The 16,448-nt window shown below is 66.5% G+C and carries 16 protein-coding genes; 7 read left to right on the top strand and 9 right to left on the bottom strand.

All coding sequences use genetic code 11. From position 1 onward, the window contains the following. Positions 1 to 60 precede the first annotated feature (60 nt). From ABMA46_RS04400 to ABMA46_RS04385, 4 genes are read left to right on the top strand one after another with little or no spacing between them, the layout of a single operon-like run. Complete coding sequence (locus ABMA46_RS04400) at positions 61 to 819, top strand: F0F1 ATP synthase subunit A (RefSeq protein ID WP_348998096.1); 759 nt, start codon at positions 61 to 63, stop codon at positions 817 to 819. A gap of 58 nt (positions 820 to 877) precedes the next feature. Beyond that, positions 878 to 1,102 (top strand): F0F1 ATP synthase subunit C, encoded by a 225-nt coding sequence (locus ABMA46_RS04395; protein ID WP_136354606.1) that lies wholly within the window; start codon positions 878 to 880, stop codon positions 1,100 to 1,102. 58 nt (positions 1,103 to 1,160) lie between these two features. Beyond that, entirely contained in the window at positions 1,161 to 1,739 is a 579-nt protein-coding gene (locus ABMA46_RS04390) for a F0F1 ATP synthase subunit B (RefSeq protein ID WP_348998095.1), read from the top strand. Between the two features lie 15 nt (positions 1,740 to 1,754). After that, complete coding sequence (locus ABMA46_RS04385; protein WP_348998094.1) at positions 1,755 to 2,246, top strand: F0F1 ATP synthase subunit B; 492 nt, start codon at positions 1,755 to 1,757, stop codon at positions 2,244 to 2,246. A 158-nt stretch (positions 2,247 to 2,404) separates the two neighbouring features. On the opposite strand, the gene ABMA46_RS04380 is transcribed toward ABMA46_RS04385, so the two are convergent. Continuing rightward, the gene (locus tag ABMA46_RS04380; protein WP_348998093.1) at positions 2,405 to 3,076 is read right to left on the bottom strand and encodes a ribonuclease HII; all 672 of its coding nucleotides are present in this window, start codon (positions 3,074 to 3,076) and stop codon (positions 2,405 to 2,407) included. 144 nt (positions 3,077 to 3,220) lie between these two features. Beyond that, on the bottom strand, positions 3,221 to 4,375 hold the full coding sequence (locus tag ABMA46_RS04375; protein WP_348998531.1) for a PA0069 family radical SAM protein: 1,155 nt from the start codon (positions 4,373 to 4,375) through the stop codon (positions 3,221 to 3,223). A 151-nt stretch (positions 4,376 to 4,526) separates the two neighbouring features. Between ABMA46_RS04375 and ABMA46_RS04370 the strand changes: the two genes are divergently transcribed. Continuing rightward, on the top strand, positions 4,527 to 5,030 hold the full coding sequence (locus tag ABMA46_RS04370) for a glycosyltransferase family protein (RefSeq protein ID WP_348998530.1): 504 nt from the start codon (positions 4,527 to 4,529) through the stop codon (positions 5,028 to 5,030). A 30-nt stretch (positions 5,031 to 5,060) separates the two neighbouring features. Here ABMA46_RS04370 and ABMA46_RS04365 read toward each other — a convergent pair whose 3' ends face one another. The 3 genes from ABMA46_RS04365 to deoC form a co-directional block, all read right to left on the bottom strand. Continuing rightward, positions 5,061 to 5,414 carry an ArsC family reductase gene (locus ABMA46_RS04365; protein ID WP_348998092.1) on the bottom strand — a complete coding sequence of 118 codons (354 nt, stop codon included), beginning with the start codon at positions 5,412 to 5,414 and terminating at the stop codon, positions 5,061 to 5,063. Between the two features lie 233 nt (positions 5,415 to 5,647). Further along, positions 5,648 to 8,023, bottom strand: coding sequence for an aldehyde dehydrogenase family protein (locus ABMA46_RS04360; RefSeq protein ID WP_348998091.1), 2,376 nt, complete (start codon positions 8,021 to 8,023; stop codon positions 5,648 to 5,650). A 183-nt stretch (positions 8,024 to 8,206) separates the two neighbouring features. After that, the gene (gene deoC / locus ABMA46_RS04355; RefSeq protein WP_348998090.1) at positions 8,207 to 9,220 is read right to left on the bottom strand and encodes a deoxyribose-phosphate aldolase; all 1,014 of its coding nucleotides are present in this window, start codon (positions 9,218 to 9,220) and stop codon (positions 8,207 to 8,209) included. Positions 9,221 to 9,446: 226 nt separating this feature from the next. Between deoC and ABMA46_RS04350 the strand changes: the two genes are divergently transcribed. Beyond that, positions 9,447 to 10,877 (top strand): aldehyde dehydrogenase family protein, encoded by a 1,431-nt coding sequence (locus ABMA46_RS04350; RefSeq protein WP_348998089.1) that lies wholly within the window; start codon positions 9,447 to 9,449, stop codon positions 10,875 to 10,877. 263 nt (positions 10,878 to 11,140) lie between these two features. Here ABMA46_RS04350 and ABMA46_RS04345 read toward each other — a convergent pair whose 3' ends face one another. Then, positions 11,141 to 11,980 (bottom strand): amidohydrolase family protein, encoded by an 840-nt coding sequence (locus ABMA46_RS04345; protein ID WP_348998088.1) that lies wholly within the window; start codon positions 11,978 to 11,980, stop codon positions 11,141 to 11,143. Beyond that, a complete protein-coding gene (locus ABMA46_RS04340; RefSeq protein WP_348998529.1) occupies positions 11,977 to 12,960 on the bottom strand; it encodes a sugar-binding transcriptional regulator in 984 nt (327 codons plus the stop codon). Before ABMA46_RS04340 ends, ABMA46_RS04345 begins: the two co-directional genes overlap by 4 nt. Positions 12,961 to 13,170: 210 nt before the next feature. Between ABMA46_RS04340 and ABMA46_RS04335 the strand changes: the two genes are divergently transcribed. Further along, on the top strand, positions 13,171 to 13,956 hold the full coding sequence (locus tag ABMA46_RS04335) for a hypothetical protein (protein ID WP_348998087.1): 786 nt from the start codon (positions 13,171 to 13,173) through the stop codon (positions 13,954 to 13,956). A gap of 73 nt (positions 13,957 to 14,029) precedes the next feature. Here ABMA46_RS04335 and ptsP read toward each other — a convergent pair whose 3' ends face one another. Both ptsP and ABMA46_RS04325 read right to left on the bottom strand, forming a co-directional pair. Then, positions 14,030 to 16,012: a phosphoenolpyruvate--protein phosphotransferase gene (ptsP, locus tag ABMA46_RS04330; RefSeq protein ID WP_348998086.1), complete on the bottom strand. Its 1,983-nt coding sequence runs from the start codon at positions 16,010 to 16,012 to the stop codon at positions 14,030 to 14,032. Between the two features lie 40 nt (positions 16,013 to 16,052). Then, entirely contained in the window at positions 16,053 to 16,433 is a 381-nt protein-coding gene (locus ABMA46_RS04325; RefSeq protein WP_348998528.1) for a PTS glucitol/sorbitol transporter subunit IIA, read from the bottom strand. Positions 16,434 to 16,448: the final 15 nt, after the last annotated feature.

Raw genomic sequence — 16,448 nt, 5'->3', positions numbered from 1 at the left:
AATCGGCGCCACGGCGCCGCAAACACACCAAGCCGCTTGCGGCTCGATGAGGACGAAAACGTGGCAGCCGACAAGGTCGATCCGATCCACCAGTTCCATATCAACCCGATCGTGCCGATCCACGTCGGGGGTTACGACCTGTCCTTCACCAATTCCTCGCTGTTCATGGTCGTGGCCGTGGTGGTCGCCTCCGGCTTCCTGTTCTTTGCGACCTCCGGTCGCGCGCTCGTGCCGACGCGCATGCAGTCGATGGCCGAGATGACATATGACTTCGTCGCCTCGATGCTGCGCGACGCCGCCGGCAACCAGGGCATGAAGTTCTTTCCCTTCGTGTTCTCGCTGTTCATGTTCGTGCTCACCGCGAACCTGCTCGGCCTGTTCCCCTATTTCTTCACCGTCACCAGCCACATCATCATCACCTTCTCCCTGGCGTTGCTGGTGATCGGGATCGTCATCGTCTACGGCTTCGCCAAGCACGGGTTCCGCTTCCTGAAGCTGTTCGTGCCGAGCGGCGTGCCGCTGGTGCTGATGCCGCTGGTGGTGGCCATCGAGATCGTATCTTTCGTCTCCCGCCCCGTCAGCCTCTCCGTCCGTCTGTTCGCCAACATGCTGGCCGGGCACATTACGCTGAAGGTCTTCTCCGGTTTCGTCGTCTCGCTGGGCGCCATGGGCGTGGCCGGCATGGCAGGCGCGGTGCTGCCGCTGGCGATGGCGGTCGCGCTGTCGGCGCTCGAACTGCTGGTAGCTGCGCTGCAGGCCTACGTCTTCGCGGTGCTGACCTGCATGTATCTCAACGACGCCCTGCATCCTTCGCACTAGTCAACCGGCGATCCGTCGCCACAACAGTTACAGCCTTTCCAATTCAAGGAGTGATCAAATGGAAGCTGAAGCAGCAAAGTACATCGGCGCCGGCATCGCCTGCCTCGGCATGGGTGGCGCAGGCATCGGCCTGGGCCATATCTTCGGCAACTACCTGGCGGGCGCGCTGCGCAATCCGTCGGCTGCCGACGGCCAGTTCGGCCGCCTGATCTTCGGCTTCGCCGTCACCGAGGCCATGGGCATCTTCTCGCTGCTCATCGCGCTGCTGGCGCTGTTCGGCTGAACCGGGACCGATCGCGGCCCGCCCCTCGGGGACGGGCCGCCGGCTGATAGAGGCACTCATGTTCGTGACACCTGCCTATGGGCAAGAGGCGGCTCCGGCCGCCGGCGACGTGCATGCCGGCACCGAGGTGCCGCATGACGCGGGACACGAAGGCGGCGGTTTTCCGCCCTTCAATCCGGCGACGTTCCCGTCGCAGATCCTGTGGCTGGCGATCACCTTCGGGCTGTTCTACCTGTTCCTGAAGCAGGTGATCATGCCGCGCCTCCAGGGCATACTGGACACCCGTTCGGGCCGCATCGCCGCCGATCTCGACCAGGCCGCGAAGCTCAAGGAAGAGGCGGACGCGGCGGCCGCGGCCTATGAGCAGGCGCTGGCGGAAGCCAGGACCAACGCTCACGCGATCGGCCAGCAGGCCCGCGACGAGGCGAAAGCCGAAGCTGACGAAGCGCGCAAGAAGGTCGAGGCCGGCCTCGAGAAGAAGCTGGCAGAGGCAGAGAAGCGCATCGCCACCATCAAGGCCGGCGCCATGAAAGACGTGGGGTCGATCGCTGAGACCACGGCGCAGGCCATTCTCGAACGCCTGGTCGGCAAGGCCGACAAGGCGCAAGTGAGCGCCGCCGTCAAAGCGGCACGCTAAGGGAGACTGCACGAGATGGACGCAACTTCCCTTGCAACGATGTGGGCAGCGATCGCGCTGCTGATCTTCCTCGGCATCATGATCTACATCAAGGTTCCGGCCATGGTGTCGAAGTCGCTCGACGAGCGGGCCGGGCGTATCCAGAAAGAGCTCGACGAGGCCAAGCGGCTGCGCGAAGAAGCGCAGGCCCTCCTGGCCGAGTACCAGAAGAAGCGCAAGGAAGCCGAGCAGGAGGCCGAAGCGATCGTCGAGGCCGCCAAGCACGAGGCCTCCGTTCTGGCCGAGGAAGCGCACAAGCGCACCGAGGACTACGTCGCCCGCCGCACCGTGGTGGCCGAACAGAAGATCGGCCAGGCTGAGCGCGAGGCGATCGCCGAGGTTCGCTCCAACGCCGTCGACCTCGCCGTCGAGGCGGCGCGCAAGGTGCTGGGCGATAAGGTCGATACCAGGGCGGACGCCGACCTGTTCAAGGCATCGCTGGCCGAGGTCAAGGCCAAGCTGAACTGAGCCTTTCGTCCCGCCGTTAGACAAACAAGCCGCCGTTTACAGGCGGCTTTTTTGTTTCGGCCGGTCTTCGGGGATTCGATCGAAATCCTATCGGAGCCCATCTGGCGCAGTCATCCTCGACCTGGCGCCGTAGATCTGCCGATGCAGGCCGACAGCATCTACTCCTCCACCCTTTCGGCACCCAGCCTGAACGGGGCGAAGGACGTGCGATGGAGGCGCGCGACAGGTCCGTGCAGGTCGATCGCGGTGCGATGCCGGACCGTGGCATAGCCCATATGCACTTCGAAGCCGTACTGGACATGCAGCCGGCCGCAGCCGGCCATCATGCGGTCGCGCATGACCTTGGCGACGATCGAGGCGGCAGCGATCGACTGCGAGCGCTGGTCGCCCTTGACCAGCGCCCTGCCCTCGCACGGCAGACCAGGCGGCACGTCGCGGCCGTCGGCCAGCGCAAGCTTCGGCCTGACCGGCAACCCGCAGGCGGCGCGGCGCATCGCTTCCAGGCTGGCACGCAGGATGTTCATGTCGTCGATGCCTTCGGCACAGACCGACGCCATCGCGACGCCGATCGCGCTCGAGACGATCCTGTCGAACAGCGCCTCGCGCTGGTCGAAGGTGAGGCGCTTCGAATCGTCCAGCCCGTCCGGAATGCGTGCCGGATCGAGCACGACGGCGGCGGCGACGACCGGGCCGGCGAGCGGCCCCCTGCCCGCTTCGTCCATGCCTGCGACCGGCCAGAGACCCTGGGCCATCGCCCTTGTCTCCACCGAGAAATCGGGCTTTTCGACAATTTCGAAGAGAAGCGGAGAATCGGAACGCGGGCGAGCCATGTGCGGCAGACTCGCACCGGCTCCGATTCTCCGCAAGACCCTTCCGGTCGGGTGGGGTGACAACCGGAAGGCACCGTCAGGGCCGGGGGACAGGGGCCGGACGGGATTTCATCGGGTATGCGGCGAACCCCGCCGCACACCTGTTCACAGCAGCATCAACTGCTCGTTCTTCTTCGCCGGCGGCACGAACAGGTCGGTGCGAAGCGTCCGCCGCTCCAGATTGAAGCCGAGGCGCTTGGCCGCCAGTTCGAAACGCCGGCCGATCTGCCAGGCATAGGGACCGGCGCCCTTCATGCGCTTGCCCCATTCCGAATCGTAGTCCTTGCCGCCGCGCATGGCGCGCACCAGCGACATGACGTGCCTGTAGCGGTCGGGATAGTGACGCAGCAGCCAGTCCTTGAAGATCGGCGCGACCTCCAGCGGCAGGCGCAGCAGCACATAGCCGGCCTCGCGCGCGCCGACAGCACGCGCGGAATCCAGAATGCGCTCGATCTCCGGGTCGGTCAGGCCGGGAATGATCGGCGCCACCATCACCGAGGCCGGGATACCGGCATCGGCAAGCTGCCGGATCGCCTCCAGCCGCTTCGTCGGGGTCGACGCGCGGGGTTCCATCGTCCTGGCCAGCTTCCGGTCCAGCGTCGTCACCGACAACGCCACCTTGGCCAGCCCGCGCTCGGCCATGCGCGACAGAATATCGATGTCGCGCGTCACCAGCGCCGACTTGGTGACGATGCCGACGGGATGGCTGCGCGCCTCCAGCACTTCCAGTATCTCGCGCATGATGCGCCACTGGCGCTCGACCGGCTGGTAGGGGTCGGTGTTGGTGCCGATGGCGATGGTGCGCGGCTGGTAGCCTTCCTTCGACAGTTCCTTGTCCAGGAGCCTTGCTGCGTCAGGTTTGGCAAACAGCTTCGATTCGAAATCCAGCCCCGGCGACAGGCCCATGAAGGAATGCGTCGGCCGCGCAAAACAATAGACGCAACCGTGCTCGCAGCCGCGATAGGGATTGATAGACCGGTCGAAGGAGATGTCGGGCGAGGTGTTGCGCGTGATGATGGTGCGCGGCTTCTCCACCTGCACCTCCGTCTTGAACGGCGGCAGGTCTTCCAGGCTCTCCCAGCCATCGTCGAAGACATGACGGGTGACCGGCTCGAACCGGCCTGACGGGTTGATGCCCGCCGACCGGCCGCGATTGCGATCCGGCCGGACGCGTACCCCGCTCTGTTCTATCATCGCATTGGCCATGTCGGCGCGTCCTGCTCCGAAAGCTGCAATGTCCGCGCGCACGATCTGTTCCATCTTGGCCCTCTCGAAGGGGCTGTCGGCGCCATGTCGAATCGCTTTGTTCATGAAATTATTCCTATTCGCGTGGATGGAACAAATCAAGAACAATCTATCGGAAATGCCGTCCCGCTGGCGTGGCCGCGCCGTTTCGGTTATGCGGCGTATGATGCTGAGCGTCCTGATCGAGACCCGCAACGACGAGGAAGCCCTGGCGCGCACGCTGGCGACGCTGGTGGGCGGTGCGGTGGAGGGGGTGGTGCGCGACGTCGTCGTCCTCGACCGCTGCTCGACCGACGCGACGCGGCGCGTGGCCGATCACACGGGATGCACGCTGGTGACGGGTGAACTAAGCGCTGCGATCGCCCAGGCCAAGGGCGACTGGCTGCTCGTGCTGGAGCCCGGCGCGCGGCTGGTCGACGGCTGGGGCGACGAGGCTGCCGCCCATGCGGCGCGTTTCACCATGCCGGCGCGGTTCTCGCGCGCCCGCGCCGGACGCACGCCGTTCCTGGCGCGTGCCTTCAAGCGCTACAGCGCGCTGGCGCAGGGCCTGCTGATTTCCAAACGCCAAGCGTCCAGCCTGGCGAAAAAGGCCGACACAGCCGAAGCGCTGGCGCGCGGGCTGGCGATGAGGGCCCTGCCGGCCGAAATCTGGCCGGCAGAGCGGCGATAGACGACAGCGAAGCTGTCTTGCCGCAACCGGCTATGCGCCGGGAAAGGCCCCGGCGTAGATTTCGGGCTTGAACCCGACCAGCAGCCTGCCGTCAAAATCGAGGACCGGGCGCTTGATCATGGTGGGGTTGGCGATCATCAACGCCTTGGCCCTGGCGGCGTCGATACCCTGCCGGTCCCTCTCCGGCAACGCACGGAAGCTGGTGCTCGCCTTGTTGAGCAGGACCTCCCAGCCGAGCCGTTCCACCCATTTGTCCAACGTCTCCGGCTCCAGCCCCGAGGCACGGTAATCGTGGAAGGCATAGGCGACGCCGTGGCCGTCCAGCCAGGCGCGCGCCTTCTTCATCGTGTCGCAGTTCGGAATGCCGTAGATGGTGACGAGCAAGGGAGGCTTCCTTGGATTAGTATCGATACTGGATATTCGATTCGGGACTGTCGCGCACCCCCACCCCTAACCCCTCCCCACAAGGGGGAGGGGGACGCCGACACCGACGTTTCGGTCAAAATCGCTTAAGCAGATGCGGCGCGTCTACCGCTAAGTCCCCCTCCCCCTTGTGGGGAGGGGTTAGGGGTGGGGGTGCGCTGCGATATTAGATACCCGCCTACGGTGAGAGGAACCTACTCTCCATAAGGCACCCAGATGTTCTTGACCTGCGTGGCGCGGGTCAGAAACTCCCTGCCCTCGCCTTGCACGGGCGAATACCAGTCGCGGCTGACGGTCTCGGCCCACACCTGCTTGAGGTTGCCGGCGGACGCCTTCTCGACCTTGCCGGCGCCGGCGGCGTTACCGAACCACCAGACGCCGTCGACCTCCTCGTGCTTCGCAAGCTCCAGCGCCAGCGCTGCGCGGTCGCCGGTGACGATGTTGACCACGCCGGCCGGCACGTCGGAGGTCTCCAATACCTGGTAGAAGTCCGTCGCGGCGAGCGCCTGAGACGAAGACGGGATCGCCACCACCCGATTGCCGGCGCAGATTGCCGGCGCGAAGGTGGAGACGAAGCCGAGCAGGCCGTGCTCTTCCGGGCAGGCGACGCCGATGATGCCCAATGGTTCGTTCATGGCCAGCGCCACGCCGCGCAGCGGCGGCTTGTGCACGGCGCCCTCGAACTTATCGGCCCAGGCGCCGTAGGAAAACAGCCGCGAGACGGAGGTGGCGACTTCCTTGGCCGTTTCGGATTTGCGCTTGCCGGTCATGGCCGCCAGCCGCTCGGCGAACTCGCCGGCGCGGGCCTCGAGGTTCTCGGCTATGTAGTAGAGGATCTGCGCGCGGTTGTGCTCGCTGGCGGTCGCCCAACCAGTCGCCTTGCGCGCGGCTTCCACGGCGTTGCGGATATCCTTGCGGTTGCCCTCGCCGACTTCGCCGACCAGCACGCCGGCAGGCGAGACGACCGGCCGCGAATAGCCGCCGTCCGGCCGCGCCTGCTTGCCGCCGATGTAGAGTTTCGCCGTGCGGTCGATGAAGTACGTCGACACCACGTCGCCGCTCGGTTGCGGGGCAGGTTTCTCCACGATCGGCTTGGCCTTCGCCAGCCATTTCGGCGTCGAATAAGCAACAAGCCCTTCGCGACCGCCCTCGCGGCCGAAGCCGGACTCCTTGTAGCCGCCGAAGCCGACCCCGGCGTCGAACATGTTGGTGCCGTTGACCCACACCACGCCGCATTTCAGCTTCGGCGCGATATCGAGGGCGAGCGAAAGGGTTTCGGACCACACGGAAGCGGCCAGGCCGTATTCGGTGTTATTGGCAAGCTCTACCGCTTCCGACGGCGTGCGGAAGGTGGTCGAGACCAGCACCGGCCCGAAGATTTCCACCCGCGCCACGGTCGAGGCCGGATGGACGTTGGTGAGCAGCGTCGGCGGATAGAAGCAGCCTTTGCCGGGCATGGCGGCCTTGGGCTGGTGGAGTTCAGCCCCTTCTTTCACACCAACATCGACCAGTTCGCGGATGCGCTTCAGTTGAACCGAATGGACGATGGCGCCGATGTCGATCGCCTTGTCGAGCGGATCGCCGACGCGCAATGTTTCCATGCGCGCCGTCAGCTTGGCGACGAAGCGATCGGCGACGCTCTCCTGCACCAGCAGGCGCGAACCGGCGCAGCAGACCTGGCCCTGGTTGAACCAGATGGCGTCGACCACGCCTTCCACCGCCGCGTCGAGGTCGGCGTCGTCGAAGACGATGAAGGGCGACTTGCCGCCGAGTTCCAGGGTCAGGCTCTTGCCCGATCCTGCCGTCGCCTCGCGGATCTTCCTGCCGACCTCGGTCGAGCCGGTAAAGGCGATCTTGGCGATGCCGGGATGATTGACGATGGCCTCGCCGGTGGAACCGTCGCCGGTGACGATGTTGACGACACCATCCGGCAGCCCCGCCGTCCGGCACATCTCGGCGAACAGCAGTGCGGTCAGCGAGGTGTATTCGGCCGGCTTCAGCACCACCGTGTTGCCGAGCGCGATGGCCGGCGCGATCTTCCAGGCGAGCATCAGCAGCGGGAAATTCCACGGGATGATCTGGCCGCAGACGCCGAGCGCCTCGCGGTCGGAGAGTTCGCTATCCATCAACTGCGCCCAGCCGGCGTGATGATAGAAATGGCGGGCGACGAGCGGGATGTCGATGTCGCGCGTCTCGCGGATCGGCTTGCCGTTGTCGAGCGATTCCAGCACGGCGAAGAGACGGCTGTGGCGCTGGATGAGGCGGGCAAGCGCGTAGAGGTAGCGCGCCCGCTGGTGGCCGGAAAGCGCGGCCCAGCCGGGTTGCGCCTTGGCCGCCGCCTTCACCGCGACATCAATATCGGCGGCACCTGCCTGCGCGATCTTCACCAGCACTTCGCCGGTGGCCGGCGAGGCCGTTTCGAAGCTCTCGCCGGACTTCGCCTTCTTCCACTGGCCGCCGATGAACAGTTTCGTCTCGCCGCCAAGCGCCTTGATCCAGGCGCGGGCTTCCTTGTCGCTCTCGGGTGCCGGGCCGTAGTCCATCGTGTCCAGGATTTCTGCAATCGACATCTTGAGAACCCTATATTTGCGTCATTCGGGGACCGCGCAGCGGAACCCGGAAACCAGAACGCCGGCCTTGCTGGTCCAGATTCGGATTGGCAACGTTACCACTCTGGATCCCGGGTTCCGCTGCGCGGCCCCGGGATGACGGCCTGCATGAAAACAGCTTCGATTTCCAACCATCCACATGGCTCACGCCATCGCATGGTGGCTGAAGGCCGCGTAGCGGCCGGTGACATGATGTTCGAGCTGGCGCTCGATGTCGGCGAGCAGCGAAGACGCGCCGAAGCGGAACAGGTTCGGCTGCAGCCAGTCGTTGCCGAGCTCCTCCTTCATCAGCGCCAGATAGGCCAGCGCGTCCTTGGCGGTGGAGATGCCCCCGGCCGGCTTGTAGCCGACGACATGGCCGGTCATCTCGCGATAGTCGCGGATGGCGCGCAGCATCACCAGCGTCACCGGCAGCGTGGCGTTGGTGCCCTCCTTGCCGGTCGAGGTCTTGATGAAATCGGAGCCGGCCATCATCGCCACCCAGGAGGCACGGGCGACGTTGCGCAAGGTCTGCAGGTCGCCGGTGGCGAGGATGGTCTTCATATGCGCGGGGCCGCAGGCTTCCCTGCAGGCCTTCACTTCGTCGTAGAGCGCGGCCCAATTGCCGGTCAGGACGTGCTCGCGGGTGATGACGATGTCGATCTCTTCGGCGCCATCGGCGACGGACGCCTCGATCTCCTTCAGCCGCGTGGGAAGCGGCGACAGGCCTGCCGGGAAGCCGGTGGAGACGGCGGCGACCGGGATGCCGGAGCCCTGCAGGGCCTCCACTGCCGTGGCGACGAAGCGGTGGTAGACGCACACCGCACCGGTGGTGATCGAGCGGTCGGCCAGTCCGAGCGCCTCCTGCAGGTCCGCTCCAAGCGGGTTGCGCGCCTTGGCGCAGAGCCGGCGCACGCGGCCGGCGGTGTCGTCGCCGTTCAGCGTGGTAAGGTCGATGCACTGGACGGCGCGCACCAGCCAGGCCGCCTGCCAGTCCTTTTTGACGGTGCGCCGCCCGGCCAGCGCCGCAGTACGGCGTTCGGCGGCGGAGAGGTTCACCCGCACGGAATCGACCGGATCGAGCGAAAACGGCACGCCCGGATTCCAGGGCTGCGGCCGGTTGGCGAAGGGCGCCGCCCGATGAACGGTATTGGCCGCCTGCTTCTCGACGATATTCATCCAACGAACTCCTCACCCGCGCCGGACGGCTCTCATCCGCCGGCACCTGCACCTTATAGCGGCTCACACACAGGGCCAATGCCGATCATCCAGATCGGGATGTCTATCTGTCATTTTACTACCAAACCGGATTGCTGGCGCAATCGAAGATGACGCTTATCCGCAAGCCTCGCAGCGTCGATTGCCCTATGCTGGCGCAAAATCGCAACCGATCGGAGCGGATTTCATGAGCAACCATCATCTGGATTTCTTCATCGACGGCAAATGGACGGCGCCCGTCGTACCGGCGGCGCTCGACGTGATCGACCCGTCGACCGAGGAGGCCTATACGCAGATCTCCGTCGGCTCCAAGGCCGATGTCGACAAGGCAGTGGCGGCTGCCAAGGCGGCGTTTCCCGCCTTCTCGCAGACGACGAAGGCGGAGCGGCTGACGTTGCTCAGGCGCATCCTCGAGGTCTACAACGAGCGCTACGAGGACATCGCGCAGGCGGTCAGCCAGGAAAACGGCTCGCCCATCACCTGGGCGCGCGAGGCGCAGGCCTGGGCCGGGCGGGCGCATCTGGAATCGACGATCAAGGCGCTGGAGGACTACGAATTCTCCGAGAAGCGCGGCACGACGATGGTGGTCAAGGAGGCGATCGGCGTCTGTGCGCTGATCACGCCGTGGAACTGGCCGCTCAACCAGATCGTCTGCAAGGTGGCGCCGGCGATCGCCGCCGGCTGCACGGTGGTGCTGAAACCCTCCGAGATCGCGCCGATCAGCGGCATCGTCTTTTCCGAGGTCATGGAGGCGGCCGGCACGCCGAAGGGCGTCTACAACATGGTCAACGGCACCGGACCGGATGTCGGCCAGATCATGGCCGGCCATCCGGACGTCGACATGGTTTCCTTCACCGGCTCGACGCGCGCCGGTATCATCGTCGCCGAGACCGCCGCCAAGACGGTCAAGCGCGTCGCTCAGGAACTCGGCGGCAAATCGGCCAACATCATCCTGCCGGACGCCGATTTCGAGACGGCTGTGCGAAAAGGCGTGGAAGGCTGCTTCGGCAATTCAGGCCAGTCCTGCGACGCGCCGACGCGGATGCTGGTGCCGGCGGCGCGCCACGACGAGGCGCTGGCGGTCGCGAAGAAAGCCGCCGAGGGCCACAAGGTCGGCGATCCGCGCAACGAGGACACGCAGCTCGGCCCGGTGGTGAGCCAGGTGCAGTTCGACAAGATCCAGCGGCTGATCGAGGCCGGCATCAAGGAAGGCGCCACGCTCGTCACCGGCGGTCCCGGCCGGCCGGAGCACCTCAACCGCGGCTATTACGTGCGGCCGACGATCTTCGGCCATGTCAGGCCCGGCATGGCGATCGAGAAGGAAGAAATCTTCGGCCCCGTCCTGTCGATCATCTCCTATGACGACGAGGACGAGGCGGTGAGGATCGCCAACGACACGGTCTACGGGCTGGCCGCCTATGTGCAGTCTCAGGATATCGGGCACGCCCGCAAGGTCGCGGCCCGGATGCGCGCCGGCCAGGTGTCGATCAACTATCCCGAGTGGGACACGTTCGCGCCCTTCGGCGGCTACAAGCAATCCGGCAACGGTCGCGAATACGCCGACTGGGCGATCCACGACTTCCTCGAGACCAAGGGCATCATCGGTTACGGCGACTGATTGCTTGTGAAGCGCTGCCGACGACCTTCGCACCGTCGGTCAGGGCAATCACATATCCCTCAATTGCCGCCGCCGCTCACCCCCACCCCGTCCCCTCCCCACAAGGGGGAGGGAGACGCCGACGCCCTCGTTTCGTCTAAAATCGCCAACGTTGGCGCATTGTAGCGCCGGCACAGAGGTCCCCCTCCCCCTTGTGGGGAGGGATTAGGGGTGGGGGTGCGCCGTCACATGCGATTGCCCTGCTTCCGCCGGCGGCGGCTTTTTCAGTCCAGCTTCCAGAGCTTACGGGCGTTGGCCGACAGCAGTTTTTCGCGCTCGGCTTCGCCGGCGCCGGCCAGCAGCGCGTGGGTCGCGCTTACCCAGGCGAGCAGCCCGCCGCCCAGCGTGCAGACCGGCCAGTCGCTGCCCCATACGACACGATCCCAGCCGAAACTCTCGATCGTGTGCTCGACATAGGGCCTCAGCGTCGCCACCGTCCACGTGTCCGGATCGGCATAGGCGACGACACCGGAGATTTTCGCCATCACGTTGGGGCGGCGCGCCATTTCGGTGATGTGCTGGCGCCATTCCCGCCCGGCACCGGCCCTGATGTCGGGATTGCCGCAATGGTCGAGAATGAACTGCACGTCGGGCGCGCTGTCCGCCAGCGCCCTCGCTTGGCCGGTCTGGCGCGGGAATATGCACAGATCGAAGGTGAGGCCGCTGCCGGCGAGGCGCCTGACATTCTCCCGGAACAGGGCGCCCTCGGAGACGGCGTCCGGCACGACATGCAGCACGCGGCGAAAGCCCTTCACGAACGGGTCGGCCTTCGCCTTTTCCAGCCAGGCCGCAAACCCCTCCTCTTCCGGGCGACAGGAGACGATGGCGCCGCAAAGCAGGCTGCCCGGTTCCCTTGCCAGCGCCTCGACATGGTTCGTTTCGGCCTCGATGTCGGAAGGCGCCACATCCACTTCCATGTGCAGCGCTGCCTCGATGCCGGCGCGGCGCGCCTGGACGGCGTAGTCCCGGTGGAGGAAATCGTGATCGAGCGCCGGCTCGCCGGCCAGCCACGGATAGCGCAACGCCGTCCTGTCGATCAGGTGAAGATGGGTGTCGATGATCATGAGCTTGCCCGCCTTCCCGTCCCGCCTGCCTGCATCGCCTCATGCATGTCGAGCATCCGCCGCGCCGTCTCCTCGTCGGTGATGAGCACCGTCGGCGCGATCAGCGTCATGGCGCCGAGCAGCGCCTCGGTCTTCTCGGCGCCGCCGGAGGTGAGGATGCGCAGCGGCGCGCGGCGCAACCTGTCGACCTCGACCGACATGACACGGTCGTTGATCGGATGGTCGACCAGTCGGCCGGCGCGGTCGAAGAAATGAAACAGCAGATCGCCCACCGCGCCGCGCTCCACCAGGGCCTCCCGGTCAGCCTCGCTGAGGAACCCCTTGCGATAGAAGGTCGTCGCGGAGGCGATGCCGCCGATGGACACGACAAGCGCGTCCAGTTCATCCGCCAAGCTGAAGATCTCCTGCAGGCCGCAGCGTTCGACCAGGGCCTCCTTGGTCGCGATGCTGTCAACGACCGCCGGCGTCGGGATCAGATAGCCGTCGCCCTGGAAAGCCTGGGCGAAGCGCCAGGCGAATTCGGCCGGATTGAGGCGACGGGCCACGCCGACACCGCCGAGCAGCGAGACCACCTCGAAGCCGGCGAGCGAGCGTGTGCCGATGAACGGCAAGGTCGCCATCAACGTGTTTCCCCAGCCGACGCCGACGCGCATTCCTGGCCGCATCGTCTCCGAGAGATAGGCGCCGGTCCGCGCGGCGATCCCCGGGATCGGGTCCGCCTCGGGGTGGGAAAGCGGCGAGACGAACGCCTGCTGCAGGCCGAAGGTCAGTTCGAGCGCACGTTCCAGCCGTACGATCTCGGTCAGTTCGCTTTCGATGGCGATCCGAACCTCGTTGCGGGCGCGTGCCTCGGCAAGCATCCTGACCACGGAAACCCGGCCGACGCCCAATATGTCGGCGATTTCGTTCTGGGTCTTCTGCTCGATGAAATACATCCAGGCGGCGCGGATGCGCAGCCGGTCGGCCTTGCTTTCGGCCATCGGAACAACGCCGTCGGCCGGCGGCCGCCGTTCGATCGATGCGCCCCGGTCTGGCTGCGGTTTTCTTGCCACGCGGTTCCCCTCCCGGACTCAGTCGATTTCAAGCGAGCAGGCAATATCTCCTATTGACCCGAAAACGGCCGTGGAAACAATGGTCCCGCGCCGCCGGCTCTTCCGGCGCGGGCGCGGCGACCGAAGAGGCCAGGAAAAATGCTCCGCGAAATCTCCGAAGAGGTCCGCGTCAATCTCAAGGACAGGCTGCGCGAGGCGCGCCAGTCGATCCGCAAACACCGCCACGACGCGGCCGGCGCGCCGCGCATGGGCACGCCTTTTCCCCTCAACGGCATCGAGGATCTGCTCGGCCATGCCGCCAGCGCCTTCGACGATGTCATGACGATGGCGCAAACGCTGGCGCCGCGCCGGTTCGCCGGCGGAACCTCTGGCATGACGGCGCAATCTTTCAGCGTCTATTTCCCGACGCGTGAGCCGCTTGCCGGCGAGCGGGCTTTCCGGCGCGATCTCTATGCCTTGACCAAGGCCGTTCTGGCCGCGCGAGGCATGGAAGGCGGCGCGCGCATCGCCGAGACGGCGCTCGCGTCCGTTCATGCAAGCTTTGCCCGCCAGCAGGCGCAGGAGCTTGACGCGTTGACGCGCGCGCAGGGCTGGACGGACCGTGTCGCGGTGACAGCCCGGCTGACTGCCGCGCTTCTTGCCGAACTGATGCGGCGCCCGCCGCTGCATTTCGACGGCACGGCCGGCAAACGCATGACGGCCGAAGAGGAGCGCGACACGCTCGCAAGATGCCTGGCGCCGGTCGCGGTCGCCTGCGGCCTCGCGACGATGGAAGCTGGGCAGCGATCCCAATCGGACATGCTGGAAATCTCGACGCTTGCGGTGGACGCCCGCTTTGAGCGCATCCACGCAGCCTTCGCCGGTAAAGATATCGAAGGCGACCTGACGGCGCTCTTCGCGGTGCTGCTGGCGCACCTGCCGTAGCCCGCCGTCGCGTTGCAGGCGCGGCCCCCTGCCCACCGGTGAACCGGCAGCAACGCTCCTGCAACCGGGCCGCTCAGCTGCACATGCCGGCAATGGTCTTCTTGGCGCGCGGGATCGAGGCCGGGCTCATCGACAATTCGGTCAGGCCCATTTCGATGAAGCGCGGAATGAGGTCCGGACGGCCGGCCGCCTCGCCGCACATGCCCACCATGATCCCAGCCTCGACGCCGGCGCGGGCCGTCATGGCGATGGCGGCCATCACGGCCGGGTTGGCGACGTCGTTGAGCGCCGCCACCGCCGGGTTGAGGCGATCGGCGGCCATGACGTACTGGGTGAGGTCGTTGGTGCCGATGGAAAAGAAGGCGACTTCCCTTGCCAGGTCGGGCGCGATCAGCACCGCCGCCGGCGTCTCGATCATCACGCCGAGATCGAAGCGGGCGTAGGGCGTTCCGTCGAGGTCGAGTTCGGCGGCGCATTCGTCGATCAGCGTGCGGGCGCGCCGGACCTCGGCGACATCCGACACCATCGGCAGCATCACCTTCACATTGCCATGGACGGCAGCCCTGAGCAGCGCCCGCAACTGCCGCTTGAAGATGTCGGGGCGGTCGAGGCACATGCGGATGCCGCGCCAACCGAGGAAGGGATTGTCCTCCTCGGGAAAATCGATGCCGGCGACCGGCTTGTCGCCGCCGATGTCGAGGGTGCGCACGATGACGGGATGCGGCGCGAAGGCCTTCGCCAGCGCCGCATAGGTCTCGGCCTGCATGTCCTCGGACGGCATGTGCATGTGGCGCATGAACAGAAGCTCGGTGCGGAACAGGCCGACGCCCATCGCGCCGGCTTCTTTCGCCGCGTCGATCTCCTCCAGCGAGCCGAGATTGGCCGCGACCTCGACGACGGCGCCGTCCGCGCGTTTCGGCACCGTGTCGACGAAAGCGCCGAGCGCCTCGCGCTCCCGCGCGGCGGCGTCCATGCGGGTGAGGAAAGCGGCCCGCGCCTGTTCGTCGGGGTCCGCCAGCAGATGGCCCGTATCGCCGTCCACGGCGACCTCGCGCGCGTCCTTGAGTTCGAATATCCTGTCACCGACACCCAGCACGGCGGGGATGCCGTGCGAGCGGGCGATGATGGCGATGTGGGAGGTGGCGCCGCCCTTGCCGCAGACGATGCCGCCGAGCCGCTTGAGCGGCGCGCGCGACAGGTCCCAGGCGCCGATGTCCTCCGCCACCAGCACCGCGCCCTCCGGAACGGCGGCGAGATCGACATCGTTCTCGCCGAGCAGCACGAGGCATATCTGCCGGCCGACGGCGCGCACGTCGTCGGCGCGCGCGTTGAGATAGGCGTCGTCGACGCCGCCGAAATCGGCCGCCACCTTCTCGGAAGCGGCGACCATCGCCGAAACGGCGTCGAGCCCCTTGCGGATCGCGGCTTGCGCCTCTTCGATAAGGGTGTCGTCAGCGGCGATGTCGCGAAGCGCAGCGACGATGCCGCGGTCGCCGGCCGCGAGGCTCTGGTCGGCCAATGCGGCGTCCATGCGCTTCTGCACGGCGGCGACGGCTTCACGCAGGCGGGTAATCTCGCTCTCGACCTCGCCCGCGTCGAGCCGGCGGGCGGCGGGCTCGATCTTCGGCGGGAAAAGCGCGAACACCGGACCGAGATGAACGCCCTCGCTGGCGGCGATGCCGCGCAGGTCGCCAGAAGAAGCGGTAGCAGCGACGGAAGCCGCTTGCGGATCTTCCGCCTGCGGCGATGCCGGTTTCTCTTGCCCGGAACCGGGCTTCGCCGCTTCGTCCTCCTCCAGCCCCGAGCGGGGGTTCTCCAGATAGCCGATCAGCGCTTCGACCGCCTCGATGGCGTCGGCGCCGTCGGCCTTTACGGTCACCTCGTCGTTTTCCTTGACGCCGAGCAGCATCAGCTTCACCGGGCTCTTGGCGCTGACCGACTTCTCGCCCTTGGCGATCTCGACGTTCGATTCGAAGCTCTTGGCGAGACGGACAAAACGGGTGGCCGGCCTGGCGTGCAGCCCTTCGTGCACCCTGACGATGGTCGAGCGTTCCATAGACACTATCCTAGCAGATTTCCGAACCGGCGGACGGCAGTCAGGCCGCGATGGTGATGGTCGCGCCGGGTTGAAGGGCCGCGACCAGCTTTTCGCCCTCGACTTCGGTGGCGCAGATCTCGCCGGGCCGCTCGGCCTCGCCGGCTCCGTTGAAGGAGATGACGACGTGGCCGATCTCGCGGACCTTGGACCACGCCGTCGCGCCGACGGCGGTGACGCTGGCCGAAACCGGCCCGATGGTGATCGACGCGCCCGGTGAAGGCGCGTCGTCGCCCGGCCCCTGAACGGCCCTGTGAAGCACGGAGACTTCGGCCAGTTCCGGCGGCGAGCCATCCGCGAACAGGATGAGCACGCCGCCTTCCGCGAGGTCCGCCACTTCGGGGCCGATTTCGGTCACCCGCGTTTCCAGAAAAACCATGATGTGGCGAACCTCCTT

The organism is Mesorhizobium hunchu, assembly GCF_040081975.1.
Taxonomy (GTDB): domain Bacteria; phylum Pseudomonadota; class Alphaproteobacteria; order Rhizobiales; family Rhizobiaceae; genus Mesorhizobium; species Mesorhizobium hunchu.
The sequence above is the reverse complement of the archived record's forward strand: the minus strand, read 5'-3'. Positions and strand labels throughout refer to the sequence as shown.